The sequence below is a fragment of the Streptomyces sp. TLI_146 genome (assembly GCF_002846415.1).
Taxonomy (GTDB): Bacteria; Actinomycetota; Actinomycetes; order Streptomycetales; family Streptomycetaceae; genus Streptomyces.
Genome location: NZ_PJMX01000001.1, coordinates 4,106,532 through 4,129,750, shown reverse-complemented (window position 1 = coordinate 4,129,750; position 23,219 = coordinate 4,106,532). Strand labels below are relative to the sequence as shown.

At 73.2% G+C, this 23,219-nt stretch carries 18 protein-coding genes and 1 tRNA gene; 6 read left to right on the top strand and 13 right to left on the bottom strand.

Features of this window, described 5'->3' with window-relative positions; all coding sequences use genetic code 11:
* Positions 1-68: 68 nt before the first annotated feature.
* From pth to BX283_RS18470, 5 genes are all read right to left on the bottom strand, one after another.
* A complete protein-coding gene (gene pth / locus BX283_RS18490; protein WP_101388682.1) occupies positions 69-662 on the bottom strand; it encodes an aminoacyl-tRNA hydrolase in 594 nt (197 codons plus the stop codon).
* 85 nt (positions 663-747) lie between these two features.
* Entirely contained in the window at positions 748-1,338 is a 591-nt protein-coding gene (locus tag BX283_RS18485; protein WP_101388681.1) for a 50S ribosomal protein L25/general stress protein Ctc, read from the bottom strand.
* A gap of 184 nt (positions 1,339-1,522) precedes the next feature.
* The gene (locus BX283_RS18480; protein WP_101388680.1) at positions 1,523-2,497 is read right to left on the bottom strand and encodes a ribose-phosphate diphosphokinase; all 975 of its coding nucleotides are present in this window, start codon (positions 2,495-2,497) and stop codon (positions 1,523-1,525) included.
* 117 nt (positions 2,498-2,614) lie between these two features.
* A complete protein-coding gene (gene glmU / locus BX283_RS18475; protein ID WP_101388679.1) occupies positions 2,615-4,063 on the bottom strand; it encodes a bifunctional UDP-N-acetylglucosamine diphosphorylase/glucosamine-1-phosphate N-acetyltransferase GlmU in 1,449 nt (482 codons plus the stop codon).
* 179 nt (positions 4,064-4,242) lie between these two features.
* Positions 4,243-4,317, bottom strand: a tRNA-Gln gene (locus BX283_RS18470).
* 162 nt (positions 4,318-4,479) lie between these two features.
* On the opposite strand from BX283_RS18470, the gene BX283_RS18465 reads away from it, so the two are divergent.
* Positions 4,480-5,796: a sensor histidine kinase gene (locus BX283_RS18465; RefSeq protein ID WP_101388678.1), complete on the top strand. Its 1,317-nt coding sequence runs from the start codon at positions 4,480-4,482 to the stop codon at positions 5,794-5,796.
* 386 nt (positions 5,797-6,182) lie between these two features.
* Here BX283_RS18465 and BX283_RS18460 read toward each other — a convergent pair whose 3' ends face one another.
* Both BX283_RS18460 and BX283_RS18455 read right to left on the bottom strand, forming a co-directional pair.
* On the bottom strand, positions 6,183-6,674 hold the full coding sequence (locus BX283_RS18460; protein WP_101388677.1) for an SUKH-3 domain-containing protein: 492 nt from the start codon (positions 6,672-6,674) through the stop codon (positions 6,183-6,185).
* Positions 6,675-6,684: 10 nt separating this feature from the next.
* Positions 6,685-7,263 (bottom strand): YwqJ-related putative deaminase, encoded by a 579-nt coding sequence (locus BX283_RS18455; RefSeq protein WP_101388676.1) that lies wholly within the window; start codon positions 7,261-7,263, stop codon positions 6,685-6,687.
* Between the two features lie 287 nt (positions 7,264-7,550).
* Between BX283_RS18455 and BX283_RS18450 the strand changes: the two genes are divergently transcribed.
* From BX283_RS18450 to BX283_RS18440, 3 genes are all read left to right on the top strand, one after another.
* Positions 7,551-8,525, top strand: a complete 975-nt coding sequence (locus tag BX283_RS18450; RefSeq protein ID WP_101388675.1) for an SMI1/KNR4 family protein — start codon at positions 7,551-7,553, stop codon at positions 8,523-8,525.
* Positions 8,526-8,530: 5 nt separating this feature from the next.
* Complete coding sequence (locus tag BX283_RS18445) at positions 8,531-11,527, top strand: SUKH-4 family immunity protein (protein WP_101392437.1); 2,997 nt, start codon at positions 8,531-8,533, stop codon at positions 11,525-11,527.
* A 226-nt stretch (positions 11,528-11,753) separates the two neighbouring features.
* Positions 11,754-12,656: a cellulose-binding protein gene (locus BX283_RS18440; RefSeq protein ID WP_101388674.1), complete on the top strand. Its 903-nt coding sequence runs from the start codon at positions 11,754-11,756 to the stop codon at positions 12,654-12,656.
* Positions 12,657-12,918: 262 nt separating this feature from the next.
* Here the strand turns inward: BX283_RS18440 and BX283_RS18435 are convergent, their stop codons facing one another.
* The 3 genes from BX283_RS18435 to BX283_RS18425 form a co-directional block, all read right to left on the bottom strand.
* Complete coding sequence (locus tag BX283_RS18435) at positions 12,919-14,517, bottom strand: cation acetate symporter (RefSeq protein WP_101388673.1); 1,599 nt, start codon at positions 14,515-14,517, stop codon at positions 12,919-12,921.
* Positions 14,514-14,846 (bottom strand): DUF485 domain-containing protein, encoded by a 333-nt coding sequence (locus BX283_RS18430; protein ID WP_101388672.1) that lies wholly within the window; start codon positions 14,844-14,846, stop codon positions 14,514-14,516. Before BX283_RS18430 ends, BX283_RS18435 begins: the two co-directional genes overlap by 4 nt.
* 477 nt (positions 14,847-15,323) lie before the next feature.
* Positions 15,324-16,928 (bottom strand): MFS transporter, encoded by a 1,605-nt coding sequence (locus BX283_RS18425; RefSeq protein WP_101388671.1) that lies wholly within the window; start codon positions 16,926-16,928, stop codon positions 15,324-15,326.
* A gap of 367 nt (positions 16,929-17,295) precedes the next feature.
* On the opposite strand from BX283_RS18425, the gene BX283_RS18420 reads away from it, so the two are divergent.
* Entirely contained in the window at positions 17,296-18,084 is a 789-nt protein-coding gene (locus tag BX283_RS18420; RefSeq protein WP_101388670.1) for an ABC transporter ATP-binding protein, read from the top strand.
* A complete protein-coding gene (locus BX283_RS18415) occupies positions 18,081-20,660 on the top strand; it encodes an ABC transporter permease (RefSeq protein WP_101388669.1) in 2,580 nt (859 codons plus the stop codon). Before BX283_RS18420 ends, BX283_RS18415 begins: the two co-directional genes overlap by 4 nt.
* A gap of 79 nt (positions 20,661-20,739) precedes the next feature.
* Here BX283_RS18415 and BX283_RS18410 read toward each other — a convergent pair whose 3' ends face one another.
* The 3 genes from BX283_RS18410 to BX283_RS18400 all read right to left on the bottom strand — a co-directional run bounded on the left by BX283_RS18410 (position 20,740) and on the right by BX283_RS18400 (position 23,185).
* Positions 20,740-22,083 (bottom strand): DUF2079 domain-containing protein, encoded by a 1,344-nt coding sequence (locus BX283_RS18410; protein ID WP_306822810.1) that lies wholly within the window; start codon positions 22,081-22,083, stop codon positions 20,740-20,742.
* Between the two features lie 102 nt (positions 22,084-22,185).
* Positions 22,186-22,701 (bottom strand): hypothetical protein, encoded by a 516-nt coding sequence (locus BX283_RS18405; RefSeq protein WP_101388668.1) that lies wholly within the window; start codon positions 22,699-22,701, stop codon positions 22,186-22,188.
* On the bottom strand, positions 22,694-23,185 hold the full coding sequence (locus BX283_RS18400) for a SigE family RNA polymerase sigma factor (protein WP_101388667.1): 492 nt from the start codon (positions 23,183-23,185) through the stop codon (positions 22,694-22,696). The genes BX283_RS18405 and BX283_RS18400 overlap by 8 nt, the downstream gene beginning before the upstream one ends.
* Positions 23,186-23,219: the final 34 nt, after the last annotated feature.

Here is a 23,219-nt window from a genome sequence, read left to right as displayed (position 1 = left end):
CCCTCGCGCGGACATGGCGAAGCCCCGGTGGCCGATCGGCCGCCGGGGCTTTCCCGTCGTTACGCGAGCTAGGAGTTGTACGTCATCTGCGCGCGCTCAAGACCCTCGATGACCAGCGCTTCGACGGCGTCGGCCGCGCGGTCCACGAAGTAGTCGAGCTCCTTGCGCTCGGTCGAGGAGAAGTCCTTCAGGACGAAGTCCGCGACCTGCATCCGGCCGGGCGGGCGGCCGATGCCGAAGCGGACGCGGTGGTAGTCCGGGCCGAACGACTTGGTCATCGACTTGAGGCCGTTGTGGCCGTTGTCGCCGCCGCCGAGCTTCAGGCGGAGCACTCCGTAGTCGATGTCCAGCTCGTCGTGGACGGCGACGATGTTCTCCACCGGCACCTTGTAGAAGTCGCGCAGCTGGGTGACCGGGCCGCCCGACAGGTTCATGTACGACAGGGGCTTGGCGAGGATCACACGGCGGTTCAGCGGTCCGGCCGGGCCGATGCGGCCCTCGACGACCTGGGCCCGCGCCTTGTGCGCCTTGAACTTGCCGCCGATGCGCGAGGCGAGCAGGTCGGCCACCATGAAGCCGACGTTGTGCCGGTTGCCCGCGTACTCGGGGCCGGGGTTGCCGAGCCCCACGACCAGCCAGGGGGCGTTCGCTTCCGTGGTCATCTGTGCTGCGTCTCCTCGCGTGCCGACAGGAAAACGGGGTGGCGGGCCGCAGTGGCCCGCCACCCCGTCAGGCAGAGCGTACGGCTCAGGCCTCGGCGGACGCGTCGCCCTCGGCGGCCTCGGCGGCCGGCTCCTCGGCCTGGGCGGCCAGGATCTGGATGACGACGGCCTCGGGGTCGGTGGCCAGCGTGGTGCCCTTGGGCAGCGGGACGTCCTTGGCGTGGATGGAGGCGCCGGCCTCCAGGCCCTCGATGGAGACGGTCACGGAGGTCGGGATGTGGGTGGCCTCGGCCTCGACGGAGAGCGTGTTCAGCACGTTCTCGACGAGGAAGCTGCCCGGGGCCAGGTCGCCCTCGGTCTCGACGGCGACCTCGACCGTGACCTTCTCGCCGCGGCGGACGAGCAGCAGGTCGACGTGGACCAGGTAGCCCTTGATGGCGTCGCGCTGGACGGCCTTCGGGATCGCCAGCTCGTTCTTGCCGTCGATGTCCAGGGAGAGCAGGACGTTCGGGGTACGCAGGGCGAGCAGCAGCTCGTGGCCCGGCAGGGTGACGTGGACCGGCTCGGTGCCGTGGCCGTAGACGACGGCCGGAACCTTGTTCTCACGGCGGATGCTGCGGGCGGCGCCCTTGCCGAAGCTGTTACGGACCTCGGCGGCAAGCTTGATCTCGGACATGCGCACTCCTCGTATAACCAGATGGATGGCTGTGGCGGGTTACCCGGCCACGACTGGCCTGCTACGAAGAGCGCGTCGATAACGGACCGCCGTACCTATGGGTACGGCCTCCCTCGCCGAGCAACTCGATGAGTCTACCCGGCGGGGAGGCCGTACCCAAAAGGATCTTCTGGAGCGGTGCTGCCTACTGCTCCTCGAAGAGGCTGGTGACCGAGCCGTCCTCGAAGACCTCGCGGACCGCGCGGGCGATCGACGGGGCGATGGAGAGGACGGTGACCTTGTCCAGCTCCAGGTCGGCCGGGTCGGGCAGGGTGTTCGTGAAGACGAACTCGCTGACCTTGGAGTTCTTCAGGCGGTCGGCGGCCGGGCCGGACAGGATGCCGTGCGTGGCCGTCACGATGACGTCCTCGGCGCCGTGCGCGAACAGGGCGTCGGCGGCGGCGCAGATGGTGCCACCGGTGTCGATCATGTCGTCGACCAGGACGCAGACGCGGCCCTTGACGTCACCGACGACCTCGTGGACGGTCACCTGGTTGGCGACGTCCTTGTCGCGGCGCTTGTGGACGATCGCCAGGGGGGCGTCCAGACGGTCGCACCAGCGGTCGGCGACGCGCACGCGGCCCGCGTCCGGGGAGACGATCGTCAGCTTGGAGCGGTCGACCTTGGCGCCCACGTAGTCCGCGAGGACCGGCAGGGCGGTGAGGTGGTCGACCGGGCCGTCGAAGAAGCCCTGGATCTGGTCGGTGTGCAGGTCGACCGTGAGGATCCGGTCGGCGCCCGCGGTCTTCAGCAGGTCGGCGACCAGACGGGCCGAGATCGGCTCGCGGCCCTTGTGCTTCTTGTCCTGGCGGGCGTACCCGTAGGACGGCACGATGACGGTGATGGAGCGGGCCGACGCGCGCTTCAGCGCGTCGATCATGATCAGCTGCTCCATGATCCACTTGTTGATCGGAGCCGTGTGGCTCTGGATCAGGAAGCAGTCGGCGCCGCGCGCCGACTCCTGGAAGCGGACGTAGATCTCACCGTTGGCGAAGTCGAAGGCCTTCGTCGGCACGAGGCCGACACCCAGCTGGTGCGCGACCTCCTCGGCCAGCTCGGGGTGGGCGCGGCCGGAGAAGAGCATCAGCTTCTTCTCGCCGGTCGTCTTGATCCCGGTCACAGCACTGTCTCCTCAGAGGTGTTTTCTGCTGCTGAGCCCGCGCGGTCCCTTGGCGACGAGCCAGCCGAATCGTGTGCGTCTATCACGGTACGCCGTGACAGACGCAGATGTTTCCGGTCAGTTTTCGCCAACGGCCTCTTCGGAGGCGGCCGCAGCCGCCTGCGCGGCGGCGCTGCCCGGCCGCTTGCGGGCCACCCAGCCCTCGATATTCCGCTGCTGGCCACGGGCGACGGCCAGCGAGCCGGCGGGCACGTCCTTGGTGATGACGGACCCGGCCGCGGTGTAGGCGCCGTCCCCCACTGTGACAGGAGCAACAAACATGTTGTCCGAGCCCGTCTTGCAGTGCGAGCCGATCGTGGTGTGGTGCTTGGCCTCGCCGTCGTAGTTCACGAAGACGCTCGCGGCGCCGATGTTGGTGAACTCGCCGATGGTCGCGTCGCCCACGTACGACAGGTGCGGGACCTTGGTGCCCTCGCCGATCGTCGCGTTCTTGGTCTCGACGTACGTGCCGATCTTGGCCTTCACGCCGAGGCGGGTGCCCGGGCGCAGATAGGCGTACGGGCCCACCGACGCGCCCTCGCCGACCTCGGAGTCGTACGCCACGGCGTTGTCCACGCGCGCGTCCGCGCCGACCGAGGTGTTGGTCAGCCGGGAGTTGGGGCCGACCTCGGCGCCGCGGCCCAGGTGCGTGGAGCCGAGCAGCTGGGTGCCGGGGTGGACGAGCGCGTCCTGCTCGAAGGTGACGGTGACGTCGACGAAGGTGGTCGCCGGGTCGACGACGGTGACGCCCGCGAGCATCGCGTGCTCCAGCAGGCGGTCGTTGAGCAGCCGGCGGGCCTCGGCGAGCTGGACGCGGTTGTTGATGCCGAGGATCTCGCGGTGGTCGCCGCCGACCGAGGCGCCGACGCGGTGCCCGGCCTCGCGCAGGATGCCGAGGACGTCGGTGAGGTACTCCTCGCCCTGGCTGTTGTCGGTGCGGACCTTGCCGAGCGCGTCCGCGAGCAGGGCGCCGTCGAAGGCGAAGACGCCGGAGTTGATCTCCTTGATGGCGCGCTGGGCCTCGGTGGCGTCCTTGTGCTCGACGATCGCGGTGACCGCGCCGGACTCGCCGTCGCGCACGATCCGGCCGTAGCCGCTGGAGTCGGGGACCTCGGCGGTGAGCACGGTGACGGCGTTGCCGTCCGCCTCGTGCGCACGGGTCAGCTCCGCCAGCGTGGCGCCGGTGAGCAGCGGGGTGTCGCCGCAGACCACCACGACGGTGCCCTCGATGGACTGGCCGAGCTCCTCCAGGGCCATCCGCACGGCGTGGCCGGTGCCGTTCTGCTCGTACTGGACGGCGGTGCGCACCGAGGCGTCGATCGCGCCGAGGTGTGCGGCGACCTGCTCACGGGCGTGGCCGACGACCACGACGAGGTGCTCGGGGTCGAGCTCGCGGGCGGCCGCGACGACGTGGCCGACGAGCGAGCGCCCGCAGATCTCGTGCAGGACCTTGGGGGTGGCCGACTTCATGCGGGTGCCCTCACCCGCGGCGAGGACGACGACGGCTGCCGGGCGGTTGGCGCTCACGGGAATGCCCTTCGGCTTTGTGTGGTGGACATCCGCAGGATACCGGGGGGTCCGGGGGCCGAAATGCCAGGAGGGTCGGCGGCCGGAAAACGGCGCGGAGAGCGGAATGCACCACAGAAGGGGAGTGGCGGGGAAAAACAACCGGGTCCCGACCTTTGTGGTCAGGACCCGAACTGCGCTGGCTCCCCCGCCAGGACTCGAACCCGGACATAAGGCACCAAAAGCCTCAGTGCTGCCAATTACACCACGGGGGATGGAAACCGGTTCGACCGGACATTGCGTCAGGTCACCGGATCGGCACCCCACACTATGCCGTACCGAACCCCTTCCGTGCGACGGTGCCGATCACCGTGATCGCCGCGAGGTCGGCCGAAGTCGCCGGAAAATCGCTGGCGGGCGCCCGTAGGCTGGATGGCATGACCGCAACGGGGGCAGACCACGACTCCGCGGGGACGACCTCCCGCGGCTGGTGGTGGTGGGAACGGCGGCGCAGTGCCGCCCTGGACATCGGACTGGGGCTGGCGTCCGCGTTCGAGTGCGCACTGGAAGGTGTGAAGTTCGCCGGGGACGCGGGGGTCCCCGTACCGGCCGGGGTGCTGTTCGGCCTGGTGGCCGGGGCGACCCTGGCCGCGCGGCGGCGCTGGCCGGTCGCGGTCGTGCTGGTCTCGATCGCCGTGACCCCCGCCAACATGGGCTTTCTGCTCGGCATCGTCGGGCTCTACACGCTGGCCGCCTCCGAGGTGCCGCGCCGCATCACCGCCGCGCTGGCCGGAATGTGCCTGGCGGGCACGTTCATCGTCACTTTCGTACGGATGAACCAGAGCGTCGACGACGGCGCGTTCAGCGGCGGCCGGTCGCTGGTCCTGCTCTTCTCCGTCGTGATGTCGCTGGGCCTGACCGCCCCGCCGCTGCTCCTGGGGCTCTATATAGGGGCCCGGCGGCGGCTGATGGAGTCGCTGCGCGAACGCGCCGACTCCCTGGAGCGGGAGCTCTCGCTGCTCGCGGACCGCGCGGAGGAGCGCGCGGAGTGGGCGCGTACGGAGGAGCGCACCCGGATCGCCCGCGAGATGCACGACGTGGTCGCGCACCGGGTGTCCCTGATGGTGGTGCACGCCGCCGCGCTCCAGGCGGTGGCCCGCAAGGACCCCGAGAAGGCCGTCAAGAACGCGGTGCTCGTCGGCGACATGGGCCGCCAGGCGCTGACCGAGCTGCGCGAGATGCTGGGCGTGCTGCGGAGCGGGGAGGCGGTCCGGGCCGACGCCGCGGCTTCGGCGCCGGTCCCGCTGGCCGCCGTGGGCGCGGCCGCCGCGGCCGCCGCCGCCGCGGCCGAGGAGGGGCCGTGCCTGGCCGACATCGAGGCGCTGGTCGGCCAGTCCCGGGAGGCCGGGATGGTGGTCGAGCTGGCGGTCCACGGGGCGGCGCGGGCGTACGACGCGCTGGTGGAGCAGACCGCGTACCGGGTGGTGCAGGAGGCCCTCACGAACGTGCACAAGCACGCGGCGGGGGCGAAGGTGATGGTCCGCCTCGCGCATCGGGACGACGAGGTCGCGATGCAGGTCGAAAACGGCCCGGCGGACGGGGCGAGCCCCGACGCGGGGCTTCCCAGCGGGGGGAACGGGCTGGTCGGGATGCGCGAGCGGGTGCTTGCGCTGGGGGGTGTGTTCGTTTCCGGGGTCACGGATGCGGGGGGATGGCGGGTGTCGGCGGTGTTGCCGGACCGGGTGGGGTTGTAGGGGCCCGGGGTTCGTCTGCGGGTGGTGGGTGGCTGGTCGCGCAGTTCCCCGCGCCCCTTTTGGGCCCGGTGTTCGTCTGCGGGTGGTGGGTGGCCGGGCGCGCAGTTCCCCGCGCCCCTAGGGGGTTGCCGATCGGCGGGGGCGCGACTTCGGCGGGGTCGGTCCGCCTGGCTTTGCCGCGCTGAGCAGCCACGTCCCCGCTAAGGGGCGCGGGGAACTGCGCGAGCAACCCACCACCGGCCCGCAGACGAACCCCGGGCTAAAGAGGGGCGCGGGGAACTGCGCGAGCAACCCAGCACGGTCCGCAGACGAACCCCGGGCTAAAGAGGGGCGCGAGCAACCCGCCACCGGCCCGCAGACGAACCCCGGGCAAAACGTCAGGCGCGTCAGCGAGGCGATGTCAGGCGGATCGGCTGGGTGCCTGTCACCAGCGTGTTCAGGGCCACGTCGAGGTCGGAGCCCAGGTACCAGTCCCCCGTGTGGTCGACGCTGTACACCCGCCCCTCCGCGTCGATCGCGAGCACCGCCTGCTGATCGCCCTCCTCGCCCAACGGCGCCAGCTCCGTCTCCAGCGCCCGGCCGAGGTCCGCGAACGTACGGGCCAGGTGCAGACCCGCCACCGGGTCGAAGCGGACCGTCGCGGGCGCGTTGTGGCGGCCGGGCCCCGGCGCCGTCAGCCGCAGGCCGCCGAACTCGGCCCACGCCTCCACGGCCGCCGGGAACACGGTGTGCCGGTGCCCGGCGGGCGAGGTGTGCGAGCGCAGCACGTCGGCCCAGGCCTCGGCCTGCCTGATGTCCCAGCGACCGGGGTGCCATCCGGCGGCGCGCAGCGCGGCGTCGACGGGGACGGGGAAGCGGGTGGTGGACACGTCCGGCATCGCGTTCGGTTCAGCCCTTCTCGGCGGCGGGGTCGACCGCGCGCACGCCGAAGTGGGCGAGCAGGGCGGTACAGGAGCGGCAGGGCGGGGCGTAGCTGCCGTGCAGCGGGTCGCCGTCCTCGCGGATGCGGCGGGCCGTCACCTTGGCGTGCTTGAGCGCGCGCCGGGCCTCGCCGTGGGTCAGCGGCTTGCGGCCCGACCGGCGCGACTTGCCCGCCCGGGCCGACTCCAGGGAGGCGAGCTGGCGGGAGAGCAGGATCGCCTCAGGGCAGCGCCCGGTGAACCGCTCGCGCTGCCCGCTGGTGAGGGTGTCGTGGAAGTCCTGTACGAGCGGGTGGAGCACCGGCGGCTGGTCGCCCTTGCCCGCGGTGCAGGTCAGCGTCTCGCCCCGGACCGAGAGCGCGGCGGCCACGGCCGGCAGGATCCCGTCGCGGCGGTGGCGCAGTACGGGCGCGGAGGCGACCGTGGTGCTCCACGTCAGGCGCGGGTCCCCGGTGCGCGGGTCCCCTGTCCCCGCGGCCCCGGCCCGGGGGTCCCCCGTCCGGGAGGCGTCCGCCGCCGTACCCGATATGTCGGTCGTTCCGTGCATGGTGCTCGCTGTCCCTCCCGTTGCCGGCACTGTGCGCAAGCCGGTGTCAACGCCCCCGTTAACGCCCCGTTGCGGGAACAGACTGCCAAATGTGCCCAGTGGTACGGAAGCTGGGGCTCTGATGTCACTACGTCCGTGTCGTCACCATCGCCGCACGGTGACCCGGTTGTGACACCTGGTCACGGTGGTACGGGGCCGGGTGCGGGGCAGGGACCCGGTATTGCCCCACCGCATAGTCTGGTCCTCACCAGCCAGACGCAGCAGCTCGCACGCAGGGGGCATCCGCCATGACGACAGGTCGGCTCGGGCACGCCGCGCCACCGAACGCGGCCTATGCCGGACAGGTCGTGAACTTCCCGGACCCGGTCCGCGCCTCCCGCCACCCCAGAGGGGTGCGGGTGGACGGCAACGGGCACCCGGACTTCTCCGCGTACGCGCGCGCCGCCGCCGAGATCGCGGAGCCGCCGGAGGGCTTCGGCGTGGACGAGCTGCGGCTGACCGACTACGTGTCGGCCAACGCGGCGCTCGCCGCCGAGGGCCACGAGCTGTGGGACACCGTCCCCGCCGTCGCCACCCCGCACGGCTGGACCTGGCACCACGTGCCCGGCACCCGCCGCCTCGAACTGGTCCCGGTCGAGGTGAAGGCGCTGCTGCGCCACCACGGCGGTCTGGCGACGACCAGTGTCGACCAGGACAAGCGCGGCACCCGCCCGCTCCAGGAGACGCGCCCGGCGCACTTCGGCGTACCCAAGCACCTGGTGTCGGTCTCCGAGGCCCAACTCCTGGGCGTGGAGGAGGACTTGGGGTACCGGCTGCCGGGCGCCTACCGGGCGTTCCTGAAGGCGGCGGGCGGCTGTGCGCCGGTGGGTGCGGCGCTCGACGCGGAGCTGGGGCTCCTGGTGGACCAGCCGTTCTTCACGGTGCGCGACCAGGCGGCGGTCAACGACCTCGTCTATATCAACAAGTGCCTGCGCGACCATCTCACCAAGGACTACCTGGGCGTCGCCTTCGTCCAGGGCGGCATCCTCGCGGTGAAGGTGAAGGGCCAGGCCGTCGGCTCGGTCTGGTTCTGCGCCTACGACGACGCGCGCGACCAGGACGGCTGGAGCGTGCAGGAGCGCGTGGAGCGGCTGCTGCTGCCCTGCGGCGCCGACTTCGACGACTTCCTCCAGCGGCTGGCGGGCAACCCGCCGGAGCTGGAGACCGTGGCGAACCTGATGGTGGACGGCGGCTTCGCGCGCGCCGTGCCGGTGGGGGAGTGAGTGTGATGGTGACCTTCGCCCAGGCGCAGGAGCGCGCGGAAGAGTGGATCAACGGGGACGTGCCCGCGTACCAGCACCGCGAGGTGCGGGTGCGGGAGTTCGAGCTGGGCTTCGTGGTGTGGGCCGAGGACCGCGCCGAGGGCCCCTCCTCGGACGGCGGCCGCCAGCGGCTCGTCATCGCCCGGGACAGCGGAGAGGCCACGCTGTGGCCCGGTCTGCCGGTGGGTGAGGTCATCCGCCGGTACGAGGAGGAGTACGGCGTGCCGGACGAGCCCGAGGACGCGGTCCCCGCGCCCCCGCCCGAACGCATCGACCTCAACCAGACGTCGTTCCTGCTGACCCCGCCCGAGTGGCTCCAGGAGGCGGCGGACCGGATGGGCATCCCCGACCGCCGCCCGGGGGACACGGGTGCGGGGACGCCTTCGGCGCCGGGCGCGGGTTCGGTGCCGGGCCCTGCGGACGCCGGGGTTGCCGCGGCGCCCACGCCCACGCCCGCTCCGTCCGCGTCCGCGTCGTCCGGTCCCGCGTGGCCGGGTGCGGGGTCCGGGCCGGAGCCGGTGGCGGCCGCCGCGTCTGAGTCGGCGCCCGCATCCGGTCCCGCTTGGCCTGGCGCGGCCTCCGCGCCGGATGCGGCGGCCCCTGCCCCGGCCGAGCCGGGCCCCGCGTGGCCCGGCGCGACGCCCCCGCCCGCGCCGTCCGGCGGTGTCGCGTGGCCGACGCCGACCGCCGACGTGGCGTCGGGGGCCACCCCGTGGGCCGGTACGGACACGAACGCCGGGTCGGACGAGGGTTCCGTACCGCTGCCCGCGACGGTGTTCGCCCCGCCGCTGTCCGGTTCGGACGCCGACGACACCCCGCCGCCGAGGGCCCTGCCCGAGGCGAAGACGGCCCTGCTCCAGGGCGGCAGTCAGCTTCCCCCGACGGCGATCGCCCCGGCGATCGACCCGCAGGCTCCGGCACCGGGCGGACCTGGGGCGCACCCCGGTCCTGGCGCGCCTGGCGGTCCGGGTGCGCCGGGTGGCCATGGTGCGGCTGGTGGTCCGGGTCTGCCCGGAACTCCGGCGGGTCCAGGTGCCCCCAATGCGGCTGGCGGTCCTGGGGCGCCCGTGGGTCCGGGTGGCCCCGGTGCGGCCGGTGGCCCTGGTCCGGCCGGAACTCCGGCGGGTCCGGGTGGCCCCGGCCTGCCGGGCGCTCCCGGTGCGCCCGGCGCCCCGGTGGGCTCCGGCGGCCCCGGCCAGCCCGGCGGCCCCGCCGTGCCCCCCGCCCCCGGCCCCCCGCCCGGCACCCCCGGCGCGGCCCCCGGCCCCGCCGCACCCGCCGCCCCGGGTGCCCACTCCAGCCCCGCCGGTCCCGGCGCCCCCGGCGCCCCCGGCGCTGACATCGCCGATGCCGCCACCAGTAAGGCCGCTCCGCCGCGTGGGGCCCGAGGGGGTACTCCGCCGCCGCCCGGTGAGCCCGGGGCGCCCGGGGCCCGGCCGGGTGGGGCGCCCGCGTACGTACCCACGCAGCTGGTTTCGCAGCTCGGGCCCGACGGCCCGCAGCCCGCGGGGCCGCCCACGCCGCCGCCCGCGGGCGGCGGGGTGCACCATGCCGCGACGATGCTGGCCGACCCGAGCCAGCTCGGTGGGCCGCAGCCGCCCGCGCCTCCCGGTCCGCCCGGCGCCCCCGGTGCCGGCCGCGCGCCGCAGCCGCCCGGGCCCCCTGGTGCGCCCGGCGCGCCGCAGCCCCCCGGCCCGCCCGGTGTTCCCGGCGGGAGCAGTGGCGGTGGTGCCCACTACGCCGCCACGATGCTCGCCGACCCGAGCCAGCTCGGGCCCGGCGGTCGGCCCGGTGCGCCCCAGCCGCCCGGTCCGCCCGGGGCCCCCGGCCAGCCCGCCGCCCCCGGCGTGCCCGCAGCTCCCGGCGCTCCCGGCGCCCCCGGCGGCGGTGTGCACCACGCCGCCACCATGCTCGCCGGGCCCGCCCAGATGGGGCCCGGCGCGCCCCAGCCGCCCGCGTACGGCTACCCCCAGCAGCCCACCGGCCTGCCGACCGTCGGGCCCGGGTACCAGGCCGTGCTGCGCTACCGTGCCGCCGACGGGTCCGAGCAGCAGCTCATCCGGCGGTCCGCGCCCGGCATCCCGCACCCCGAGTGGCAGATCTTCCACGAGCTGCGCGGGATGAACGTGCCGCCGGACCACGTCCTGGAGCTGCACACCGAGCTGGCCTCGTGCGAGCTGCCCGGCGGCTACTGCGCCCGGATGATCCGGGAGACCTGGCCGCAGGTGCGGATCACCTCCGTCGCCCCGTACGGCACGGACCACGCCTCCCGCCGCCAGGGCGTCCAGCACCTGCTCACCCACCAGGGCGAGCTGGCGCAGGTCGCGGACGGCCCCGCCCGGCCGCAGCCGGTGCGCGCGCCGCTGCCGCAGGTGCAGCCCGCGCCGCCGCTCCCCCCGGAGGGCGTCGCGCACGAGCTCGCCGGCGCCTTCGGCCCGCAGGGCGTCTTCCGCTTCGACCAGCGGGCGGTGTCCCGCCAGGGCGTGCCCGAGGCCGTCGCGGTCACGCTGGTGTGGGCGGGGCTCCCGGCCGACTTCGGGCCGTTCTTCTGGGCCCAGGCCGTACCCGGCCAGCCGGTCCCGACGCTCGCCGAACTCGCCGCCCAGCGCCAGGTCCAGCCCGCCCCGGACGCGGGTTCGTACCTGGTCATGGGCTCGGACTTCGGCCGTGCGATCTGCGTCCAGTACGGCACGGCGAACATCGTCGCGGTGCCGGTGGAGGCGGGCCCGGGCGGCCAGTCCGTACCGCCGCAGTTCGTGAACACCGGACTCCCCGAGTTCGTGAGGTGCATGGCGCTGCTCGGCCGTATGTGGCGGCTGCGCTACGGGCTCAACCCCGAGCAGGCGGGCCGCTGGACGGTCGACTTCCAGGCCCAGCTCGCCGCGCTCGACCCGGCGGCGCTGGCGTCGCCGGAGAGCTGGTGGTCGGTGCTCCTGGAACAGTTCTGGGACGGCCTGCTCTGAGATTCGGCCGTACGCAAGTACGTTGATACGACGAGGCGTTCGCCGCACCCGCGCGGCGGGCGCCTCGTCGGCTTTCCGGTGTCGCTTTCGGTGTCGCTTTCCGGTTACGACGGAAGTTGACGCATCCTTGGCCGTTACGGATGGGCGGAGTGTCGCGTTATGACCACTTCGCTTCGATCCAGCAGGATGTGCCCGGACAAGCCGGAGAGGTCGGAGGACGTCAACGATGAGTGCAGCGCCCGAACCACCGCAGTCACCCCGAGGCTTCGCCGTCGTACGCGGCGGCCGGGGCTACCGCACGGACCAGGTCGACCGCCAGCTCTCCGTCCTCGGCGAGGAGCGCGACGCCGCCTGGGAGCGGGCGGCGCGGCTCACCGTCCTCGCCAAGCGGATGGAGGCGGAGGCGGCCGCGCTGCGCGACCGGGTCGCGGCGCTCGGCCCGCAGTCGTACGAGTCGCTCGGCCGCCGGGCCCAGGCGCTGCACGCCCTCGCGGTCGAGGAGGCCGACGCGGTACGGGCGGCCGCCCACGAGGAGGCGGCGGGCGTGCGCGACGCGGCGGACGCGGCCGCGCGGCTGGCGCGCGAAAGCGCCCGTGAGTACGGGGAGTCGGTCCGCGCGGAGGCCGAGGCGCGGGCGCAGCAGCTGCTGCTGGCCGCCCGCACGACCGCCGACGAGCACCTGAACGAGGCCCGCGCCGAGGCCGACGAGCGGCGGGCCGAGGCTTCGGACGCGCTGCGCGAGGTACGCGAGCGGACCGCCGCCACGCTGGCCGACCAGGCCCGCGAGCACGCCGAGCGCGTCGAGGCCCTCGACCGCGAAGTGGCCGCGCGCGAGGCCGAGTCGACCGCCCGCCACGCCGAACTGACCACGTCCGCCGAAGCCGCCCTGGCCGAGGCGGGCCGCGCCTGGACCGCCGCCCAGGAATCCGCCCGCCACACCCAGGAGAACGCGGAGGCCCAGGCCGCGGAGGCGCTGGCGGCGGCGGCCGTACGGGCCGAACGGATCGGCCGCGACACGGACCGGCTGCTGCGCGAGCACGCGGAGGCCCGTGAGGAGGTCGTCTCGCACATGGCCCACGTACGAAGCGGCCTGGCGGGCCTGACGGGCCGAGCTCCGGCGGAGGGCTGAGGGGCGACTCCGGCGCGGCTGGGGCGTGTGTTGGCCCGCAGGGCCACTCAAGGGGCGCGGGGAACTGCGCGAGCAACCACGCACGGTCCGCAGACAGACCCCCACCGGCGGGAGCGGGGGCCAAGGCGGGGTGCGCAGCCCGGCGGGACGGGGGTGCCGTGTGCCCACCCTCCCCCAAGCTCTTAAGGAGCAGGGGGGACCCCCAGCCCTTAGCGGCACGATTGCCCACAGCGGCGGCGGCACGGACGGCGGCGGCGGTCACTCACCGCCGCGCCCCCGCCAGAATCCACGCCTCCACAGCCTCGTACCGCCGCCGCTGCCCGTACACATCGCGCCGGCTCAACGCCGTCCCCAGCCAGCCCGCCGCGAAGCCGAAGGGGATGGACGCGATGCCCGTCGTGGTGAACGGGAACCAGTTGAAGTCATGGGCGGGGAAGACGGACTGGGGCGAGCCCGACACCAGCTTCGTGCCCGTCATCAGCACCGCCGTGAACACCGTCCCGCCGATCAGCGTGCACAGCAGCCCCGCCCGGGTGTAGCGCCGCCAGAACAGACTCAGGATCAGCGCCGGGGCGAGCGCGGACGCGCCCAGGCAGAACGAGAGCGTGACCAGCGGCTGGAGGTTGTGGTTCTGGGCCGCCGCGGCCAGCGCGATCGCCGGGATCCCGACGGCGAGCGCGGCGACCCGGGCCGTGTTCGTCTCGGTGGCGTCCCGTACCCCCGCCCGGCCGCGCAGCCCGTGCGCGACCAGGTCGTGGGCGAGCGAGTTGGCGCACGCCAGGGTCATCCCGGAGATCGAGGCGAGCAGGGTCATGAAGATGGCCGTGGCGACCGCCGTGAACAGCAGCGTGCCGACCGTCGACGCGTGTGTACCGACGATCGCCTGGCTGGTCAGCAGCAGGGACGTCTTGCCCTGCGGATCCGCCTCGGTGATGGCCTGGCGGCCCACCACCGCCGCCGCGCCGAACCCGATCACGATCAGCGCGAGGGCGATCACCACGACCGCCGACACCGCCCAGGAGAGCGAGCGCCGGACCGCGCGGGCGCTGCGGGCGCTGTACATCCGCATGGTGATGTGCGGCAGACAGGCCGCGCCGATCACCACCGTCAGCTGCGAGCTGATCATGTCCAGCGAGTCGCCGCCGAACTGGAGCCCGGAGGAGAGGTACGCCGGGCCCGCGCCGCTGCCCTTCGCCGCCTCGTCGAGCAGGTGCCCGGGGTTCCACCCGTACCGGTGCAGGATCAGGGCCGCGACGGCGAGCGAGGAGACGGCGAGGACGACGGTCTTGACCGCCTGGATGAAGGCGGTGCCCTTCATGCCGCCGATCGCCGCGTAGCCGATCATCAGCAGGCCGAGCATCACGATGCAGCCGGTTTTGAACTCGGCGGCGCCGAAGCCGAGGACGAACGCGATGAGGTCGCCCGCGCCGGCCAGTTGCACCACCATCAGCGGCAGCAGCGCGGCGAGCGTGACCAGGCACGCGGTGACCCGGACGGCCGGGCCGGGCGCCCGCCGGGCGAACGCGTCGCCCATGGTGAACCGGCCCGCGTTGCGCAGCGGTTCGGCCAGCAGGAACATCAGCAGGACGAGGGAGAGCGCGGTGCTCAGGGTGAGGACGAGACCGTCGTACCCGGTCAGGGCGATGACCCCGACCGTACTGAGCACGGTGGCCGCCGAGACGTAATCCCCGGCGATGGCCAGGCCGTTGCGCAGCGGGGAGAGCGAGCGGTAGCCGGTGTAGAACTCGCCGAGGTCGTCGCGGTCGGGCGCGGTCATCACACAGAGCAGCAGGGTCACGGTGATCACCGCGATGAACGCGACGAGGGACATGGCGCGGGCGTCGGAGGCGAATCCGGTCATCGGGGGCCTCCGTCCGTGTACCGGCGGGAGTTCGCCGGGCGTTGCGCGGCCTGGTGGCGGATGGCGGCGGCGAGCGGGTCGACGGTCCGCTGGGCGGTCCACTCGTACACGCCTATCGCGGCCAGCGTCACCGGCAACTGGCAGAGCCCGAGCAGCAGTCCGGCGGTGAGCCCACCGGAGACGTGCCGGGCGAGGAGACCGGGGGCGTAGCCGGAGAGGACGAGGAAGAGGACGAAGTACCCAAGGGCGGTGAGGGTGGAGACGCGCCGCAACAGACGGTAGGCGGTGCGGAGTTGGGGGATGCCGGGGGATGGGCGGTGGTGCGGCATCGGCTGCTCCTTGCAGGGGGGACGGGGGAGCCGGAAGCGCTGGTGGGTGGCGGCGAACTTACCGGTCGGTATGCGGTGTGGGGAGCCCCTGGTGTGAAGTTTTCGGCACGGGACGGTGGTTACCGTAGGTAACGATCCGGGGCGCCCGGGCCCCGTGTCTGTCTGCGGACCGTGCTGGGCTGCTCGCGCAGTTCCCCGCGCCCCTTCTTCGGCCGGGTGTTCGTCTGCGGGCCGGTGGCGGGTTGCTCGCGCAGTTCCCCGCGCCCCTGAGAGCGCCCCTGCGGGGCGCCCAGGGGATTGCCGCGGAGCGGCACCTTCAGGGGCGCGGGGAACTGCGCGCTCAGCCGACCACCGGCCGCAGACGAAAAACACGCCCTCGGGCAGCCCGCCCGCCCCGAGCCTCGCAACCCCTCAGGGGCGCGGGGAACTGCGCGAGCAACCACCCACCGGCCCGCAGACAAACGCCGGACCCAGGCCTCAGCCCTCGTGCTCCGCCAACACCGGAAACCGCCGAGGCGCAAGCAGCACCAGGACCACCAGCGCCCCCACCCCCGCCAGCGCAGCGCCCACGTACACATGCCCCACCGCCGTCGCGACCCCCCGCCGCAGGTAGTCCGCGGCCTCGGCCGACAGCCCGGACGGAGACGACAGGGCCCGGGACGCCGAGTCCAGGTCGTCCGGCAGGCCGGGCAGCGGCGCGGACGCCAGCCGGGCCGTGATCGTCGCGTTCGCGACCGCGCCGAACAGCGCGGCGCCCACCGACTGCCCCACCTGGCGGCAGAACAGGATCGACGCGGTGGCGGTACCCCGTTCCGCCCACTCCACCGACGACTGCACCGCGATGATCAGCGGCAGCTGGAACAGGCCGAGCGCACCCCCGAGCGCCAGCATGATCAGCGCGGGCTGCCACGCCTGGCCGGGGTACGGCAGCAGCGGGAAGGCCAGCAGGATCAGTGCCGCCAGCCCGATGCCGATCACCGCCGAGTCGCGGAAGCCGATCCGGGTGTAGACCCGGTTGGAGAGCGCCGCGGAGACCGGCCAGCTCAGGGTCATCACCGACAGGACGAATCCGGCCGCCACCGGGTCGAGCCCGAGCACCGACTGCGCGTACGTCGGCAGGAACACCGTCGGCGCCACCATCAGCAGCCCCAGCGCCCCCATCGCCAGGTTGACCGCCGAGATGCTGCGCCGACGCCACACCCACCCGGGGATGACGGGCTCGGCGGACCGCCGCTCGACCAGCACCGTGACGAGAGCGAGCGCCGCGCTCGCGGCGAACAGACCGAGCGAGGGCGCGGAGAGCCAGCCCCAGGCCACCCCGCCCTGGACCAGCGCGGTGAGCAGCAGCGCGCCCGTCGCGAAGACGCACAGGGCCCCGGCCCAGTCGACCCGTACCGGCCCCGGCGGCTTCTCCCGTACCGGCTCCACCAGATGGCGGCCGACCAGCCACAGCGCGAGCACCCCCACCGGCAGGTTGATCAGGAAGATCCAGCGCCAGTCGGCGTACGAGGCGAGGGCGCCGCCGAGTGCCGGTCCGGCCACCGCGGACACGGCCCAGACCGTCGACAACTTCGCCTGGATCCTGGGGCGTTCCTTCATCGGGTAGAGGTCGGCGGCCACGGTCTGGACCGTGCCCTGGAGGGCCCCGCCGCCCAAGCCCTGGAAGACCCGGAAGGCGATCAGCGCGGCCATGTTCCAGGCGGCCGCGCACAGCAGCGACCCGGCGAGGAAGAGCACGATGCCCGCGATCAGCACGGGCTTGCGGCCGAAGGTGTCGGAGAGCTTCCCGTACACCGGCAGGGTGACCGTGACGGCGAGCAGATAGCCGGAGAAGAGCCAGGAGAAGACGGAGAAGCCGCCGAGGTCGCCGACGATCTGCGGGACGGCGGTGGAGACGACCGTGCCGTCGAGCGCGGCGAGCGCCATGCCCAGCATCAGGGCCGCGACGACCGGGCCGCGCCCCCGCGCGGGGACGGCGTCGGCCGCCGCGCCGGGTATCGCCTCCGTGCTGCCGCCGGACCCGCCCCGAGTACTCACCGCGTACGCCCCGTACTCACGCGCGCTCCCCCAAGATCGGTTCATTCTGCATGTAGTTGGCCGGGCTCCACCCTCTCACCCCGGCCCTGAGCGGCGACAGAGAGCGGCGGGGTGGAGATCCTCGCGAGCGGACTCCGCCCTGGGGTGGAGAGCCCCTACGGGTTACTCCCTACTTCAGGGCAGGGGGTGTTCGTCCTGGCGGAGGACGAGAAGAGGGGGAGTGGTTCTTTAACGTGGTCCTACATCGAGCGGCTGCGGGGAGCCGCAGGTGGGAGGTGGGGCTAACCCCCCACTGAAGACACCGCCGGGCACCAGGGTGCCGGGACGCCTCGATCGCCAGACTCAAGACGTACGGACGAGACGTACGGACGACGTACGCACGACGCACTGACTCGCAACGAGGAGAAGAACCGTGACAACGGCTGTGACCATTCCCAGGCACGGGGGTACTGGAGGGCAAGCGGCGGTCGCGGCTCGGGCGCGCCAGGTCGTCAAGGCGTACGGGTCGGGGGAGACCCGCGTCGTCGCCCTCGACCACGTGGACGTGGACATCGCCCGCGGGCAGTTCACCGCGATCATGGGCCCGTCGGGCTCCGGCAAGTCCACGCTGATGCACTGCCTGGCCGGGCTCGACACGGTGTCGGGCGGCCAGATCTATCTGGACGAGACCGAGATCACCGGCCTCAAGGACAAGAAGCTCACGCAGCTGCGCCGCGACCGGATCGGCTTCATATTCCAGGCGTTCAACCTGCTGCCGACGCTCAACGCGCTGGAGAACATCACGCTCCCGATGGACATCGCGGGCCGCAAGCCCGACCAGGAGTGGCTGGACCGCGTGGTCGAGACCGTCGGCCTCGCCGGGCGGCTCAAGCACCGCCCGACCCAGCTCTCCGGCGGCCAGCAGCAGCGCGTCGCGGTGGCCCGCGCCCTCGCGGCCCGGCCCGAGATCATCTTCGGTGACGAGCCGACCGGAAACCTGGACTCCCGCGCGGGCGCCGAGGTCCTCGGCTTCCTGCGCCGCTCGGTGGACGAGCTGGGCCAGACCATCGTGATGGTCACTCACGACCCGGTCGCCGCGTCCTACGCGGACCGGGTGCTCTACCTCGCGGACGGCCGGATCGTCGACGAGATGTTCCGTCCGACCGCCGACGCCGTGCTCGACCGCATGAAGGACTTCGACGCGCGGGGGCGGACGTCGTGACCGTGCTCAAGACCTCGATGCGCAACTTCTTCGCGCACAAGGGACGGATGGCGCTCTCGGCCGTCGCGGTCCTGCTCTCGGTGGCGTTCGTGTGCGGCACGCTCGTCTTCACCGACACCATGAACACCACGTTCGACAAGCTCTTCGCCGCCACCTCGGCCGACGTCACCGTCAGCCCGAAGAACGCGAAGCCGGACGACCGGCCGCAGACCGGCACGCCGGAGACGCTGCCCGCCTCGGCCCTGGAGCAGGCGCGCGGCGCCGCCGGGGTGAAGTCCGCCGAGGGCGGCGTCTCCAGCTCCAGCGTCACGGTCGTCAACACCGAGAACGAGAACATGGGCTCCTCCAACGGAGGTCCCACCATCGCGGCCAACTGGACGGCCAACGACCTCAAGGCGATGGAGATCACCTCCGGCCACGCCCCGCGCGGGCCGACCGAGATGATGGTCGACTCCGACACCGCCGACAAGCACAACCTGAAGATCGGCGACGAGCTGCGCACCATCGCCGTCACCGGCGACTTCAAGGCGAAGATCACCGGCATCGCCTCCTTCAAGGTGACCAACCCGGGCGCGGCGATCGTCTACTTCGACACCGTCACCGCCCAGCGCGAACTGCTCGGCCGCACCGGCGTGTTCACCAATGTCTCGCTCACCGCCGCCGACGGCGTCAGCGACGAGCAGCTGAAGAAGAACGTCGCCGCCAAGCTCGGCGCCGGCACGTACAAGCTGGAGACGGCCGCCGAGGCCAAGGACTCGAACCGCGACTCGGTCGGCTCCTTCCTCGACGTGATGAAGTACGCGATGCTCGGCTTCGCCGGAGTCGCCTTCCTGGTCGGCATCTTCCTGATCGTCAATACCTTCTCGATGCTGGTCGCCCAGCGCACCCGCGAGATCGGTCTGATGCGGGCCATCGGCTCCAGCCGCAAGCAGGTCAACCGCTCGGTGCTGGTCGAGGCGCTGCTGCTCGGCTTCTTCGGCTCCGTCCTCGGCGTCGGCGCGGGCGTCGGCCTGGCCGTCGGCCTGATGAAGATCATGAGCGGGATGGGCCTGGAGCTGTCCACCGACGACCTGACGGTCAAGTGGACGACCCCGGTGGTCGGCATGCTGCTCGGCATCGTCGTCACCGTCCTCGCCGCCTACCTCCCGGCCCGCCGGGCCGGCAAGATCTCCCCGATGGCCGCGCTCCGCGACGCCGGTACGCCGGCGGACGGCAAGGCGGGCCTGGTCCGGGCGATCATCGGCCTGGTCCTGACCGGCGCCGGCGCCGCCTCGCTCTACGCCGCGGCCCACGCCGACAAGGCCAGCTCCGGCTCGGGTGTCCTCGCCCTCGGCGTGGTGCTCACCCTCATCGGCTTCGTGGTCATCGGCCCGCTGCTGGCGAGCGGTGTGGTGCGGGTGATCAGCGTCCTGGTGCTGCGGATGTTCGGCCCGGTGGGCCGTCTCGCCGAGCGCAACGCGCTGCGCAACCCGCGGCGTACGGGAGCGACCGGCGCGGCCCTGATGATCGGCCTCGCCCTGGTGGCCTGCCTCGCGGTGGTCGGCTCCTCGATGGTCGCCTCGGCCACCGCCGAGCTCGACAAGTCGGTCGGCGCGGACTTCATCGTCCAGTCGGGCGGCAACGACGGCCGGCCGATCGTGCCGCAGGCCGCCGACGCCCTCCGCAGGACCCCGGGCATCGCCCATGTCACCGACTACAAGTCGGTGGACGTGAAGATCACCACGCCGGACGGGAAGACCAGCAGCGAGGACCTCGCCGCGGCCAGCCCGACCTACACCGAGGACCTGCGGCGCGAGACGGTCTCCGGCACGCTCTCCCAGGCGTACGGCAAGGACGCCATGTCGGTCGGCGACAAGTTCGCCGGGGACCACGGTGTGAAGGTGGGCTCCACGCTCACCGTCGCCTTCAAGGGCGGCCGCACGGCCCACCTGAAGGTCGCTGCGATCACCTCGGACGACACCAATGTCGACAAGGGCGCGATGTACACCAACGTCACGACCGCCGAGCGCTATCTGCCCGCCGACCGGGTCCCGAAGAACATGATCATGTTCGCCAAGGCGGAGGACGGCAAGGAGAAGGAGGCGTACGCCTCGCTGAAGGCGGCCCTCAAGCCCTACCCGCAGTACAAGGTGCAGGACCAGACGGACTTCAAGAAGGACCTGAAGGACCAGATCGGCCAGCTCCTGAACATCGTCTACGGCCTGCTGGCGCTCGCGATCATCGTCGCGGTGCTCGGTGTGGTGAACACCCTGGCCCTGTCGGTGGTCGAGCGGACCCGGGAGATCGGCCTGATGCGCGCCATCGGCCTCTCGCGCCGCCAGCTGCGCCGGATGATCCGTCTGGAGTCGGTGGTGATCGCCCTCTTCGGCGCCCTGCTCGGCCTCGGCCTGGGCATGAGCTGGGGGACGACCGCGCAGAAGCTGCTGGCCCTGGAGGGCCTGAACGTCCTGGACATCCCGTGGCCGACGATCATCACGGTCTTCGTCGCGTCGGCGTTCGTGGGTCTGTTCGCCGCCCTGGTCCCGGCCTTCCGGGCGGGCCGGATGAATGTGCTCGGAGCCATCGCGAGCGAGTGAGCCGCCGTACGGGGGTCGGCGGGGCGGCCCCGGAGAGTTCTCCTGAACTCTCCGGGGCCGCTTCTTTTTTGATGTCCCGTCACGTCTGCCGCTTCAGCAGGACGTATCCGTACGCCACGCCCGCCATCGCGTACCGACTGCCCGGGTGGAGCTCGCGGGCGTACTCCAGCGGGTTCCCGGCCCAGCCCGAGATGTTGTCGAGGGCGATGTACTCGGGGACGACTCCGCGGGTGTCGCCGACCCAGAAGACCCGGCAGCGGGAGGTGAGCCGGGAGACCGGCCCGACGTCGGCCTCGACGCTCGCCCCGTCCGGGACGCTCGCCAGCATCCTTTCCCGCTCGGCGACTTCCGGGCTCCTGCGGTAGGCGGCGGCCTCGGTCAGCGAGTACAGCGGCAGCGAGGTGGTCAGCGCGAGGGCGGCGGCGGCCGCGGCGGCGGGCAGCTGGCGGGCGTACGAACGCAGCCAGGGGCGCGGGCTGCGGCGGCCGGTGTCCACGGCGTCGGCCAGGGCGAGCGCGAGGACGGGCATCAGCACCGCGCTGTAGTGCCAGTCGGTGGACCAGTAGTGGTCGTCGGAGGAGAGGAACCGCCAGCCCAGGGTCGGCATGGCGGCCAGGAACAGCGGGGAGCGCACGGCGAGCAGCCCGGTCGGCAGCAGCAGCCACAGCAGGGTGCGCAGCTTGGTGCCGGAGGCGGTGAAGGGTCCGGCGCCGGTGGTCTTGCCCCAGTAGTCGTACGCGCCGGTCGAGTTGAAGGCGGGTATCACCGCGGTGAGGGTGACCACGACGGCCGCGATACCGAAGGCGGCGGCGCCGAGCGCGTACGCGGCGGTGCGCGGCGAGCTCCGCCGGGCGCGCAGCGCGACGACCACGGCGATCGCCGCGAGGGTCAGCCCCAGGTCCTCCTTGACCACGACGAGCGGCAGCGCCCAGCACAGGGCCGCCCGCCAGTGCCGGGCCAGTACGGCCTCCAGGGCGAAGGCGATCAGCGGCACCGCGAAGCAGATCTCGTGGAAGTCGAAGTCGACGGCGCGCTGGAGCCCCCAGGAGAGCCCGTAGGCGACGCCGACCGCCAGCCCCGCGCCCCGCCCGAGCAGCCGGGCGGCGCCCCGGGCGACCGGCACGGCCGAGAGCGCGAACAGCGCGGCCTGGGCGACGAGCAGGGTGACGGGGGTCGGGAAGAGCCGGTAGAAGGGGGCGAGCAGCGCTGTCACCGGGCTGAAGTGGTCCCCGAGGATGTTGGTGCCGGGCCCCTTGAGGTCGGCGACGGGGGTGCGCAGATGCGCGTACGCCCGCACCGCCTGCTCGAAGATCCCCAGGTCCCAGGAGAGCGTCTCCATCCGCCGGTAGCGGAGCACGGAGACGGCGGCGTACGCGGCGAAGAGCGCGGCGGCGAGCAGATACGGGTCCAGGCGTGCGGGCACACCGACGTGACGCTTTGGCAGCGTTTGCTCAGATATGGGGGCCGAGTGGACCCGGTTTTCGGGCAGCGCGAGTAGAGCTCCGTGCACGGTGAGGTCCTTGGGTCAGCGGCTGCGGGACGGGGTGGGACTGGCGGTGGGGGTGCCGGTCGGGGGCGGGGCCGGGTTCCCGGTGGGCGTGGGCGAGCCGCCGGGCCCGCCGCCCACGGCCGAGCGCGAGGGCATGCTCGGCGTCGCCGACAGGGGCGGGGAGCCCGAGCCGGAGCCGCCGGGCGAGGGGGTCCCGATGTCGGACGGGCTGCGGGACGGCGACCCCGAGCCGTACGACGGCGAGCCCGAGGGCGTCCCGGACGGGGTCGGCGGGGTGGCCGGGACCGTCGCCGAGGAGTCGCTCTGGAGCCGGAGCGCGGCGACCGCGCCCGTACCGGCGACCAGGCAGACGACACAGGCGGCGGTCGCCGCCAGGGTGCGGCGGCGCCGCCGCAGCCCGCGCTCGGCGACCCGGGCGGGCGGCTCCGGCACGATCCGGCGCCCGCTCTCGGCGGCGGCCCGCTTCAGCGCCCGGGCCAGGGCCGGATCGCCCTCGTGGCCGTCGGGGGAGCCATGGGGGAATTCAGACACCCTGATCCTCCTCGGAGGTGAGGTGGGGCCGCAGCGCTGCGCGCGCCCGGGAGAGGTGCGTCTTCACCGTGCCGGTGGCCAGGCCGGTCTCGGCGGCCACCTGCTCGACGGTGAGATCGCAGACGTAGTGCAGGACCGCCACGCGCCGCTGGCGTTCGGAGAGCAGCCGCAGGGCGTCGACGAGGGCGACGGAGGACGGGTCGGGGCCGTGCGCGGCCTCGGGGCGGCCGTCGTGCAGCCGCCAGGCCTCACCGGCCCGGCGGTGCCGGCGCCACCGGCTCACCGCGAGCCGCCAGGCGACGGTGCGGACCCAGGCCTCGGGCCCGGCCTCGCGCCGCAGTCGCGCGCGGCGGCCCCAGGCCCGTACGAACGCCTCCTGGACGACGTCCTGCGCCTCGTGGAGGTCGCCGGTCATCAGATAGACCTGGCCGACCAGGTTCTTGACCGAGTGAGCGTAGAACTCCTCGAACTCGTCGTCGGTCAAGGCGGCTCCCGTCGGATGGACAGACCTGTCGGCG